This is a genomic window from Niastella populi, from assembly GCF_002078015.1.
Taxonomy (GTDB): Bacteria; Bacteroidota; Bacteroidia; order Chitinophagales; family Chitinophagaceae; genus Niastella; species Niastella populi.
The window spans coordinates 1-398 of record NZ_LWBP01000161.1 but is presented as its reverse complement, the minus strand read 5'-3'; the positions used below and the strand labels follow the sequence as shown (position 1 = coordinate 398).

General features: G+C 47.5%; 1 protein-coding gene. It reads right to left on the bottom strand.

Annotated features, from left to right (window positions below; all coding sequences use genetic code 11):
- Positions 1–210 (bottom strand): hypothetical protein (locus A4R26_RS34625; RefSeq protein ID WP_207625749.1); only part of this gene is annotated, 210 nt, incomplete at its 3' end.
- Positions 211–398 lie beyond the last annotated feature (188 nt).

Sequence of the window (398 nt, the reverse complement as noted above, 5' to 3'; positions counted from 1 at the left end):
GCGCGAGGTTACCTTCACCAGGCGCGCCTGGGTGATCTTGTCCTTCGCATTGATGGTTACATCCCGGAAGATCGAACGCAGAAATTTAGCTGCTTTTCCGGCGCGGCCAAACTCCGCGGCGTTCTCGCGGGTACGTTCAAAGGCCGGATCATTTTTGATCCTGTCAGCTGTTACCCCATTGGAAGTTGTTGTTGTCGTGATTGTTGCCATTTTTTTAGATTTTTGTTGTGAATTAATAAATAGCTGGCCGGCCCAACTAAAAGCGTTTTTATTCCAAAAGGAAGTATTGAGATAGTTCTGAGATAGTACTGAGATAGCACTGGGATAGTACTTGAAGGAGTAGTATTCCTGTAGCGTTCCCTGAGGATCCGGGTACAGTAAGTAGGCCATCAGGCTAC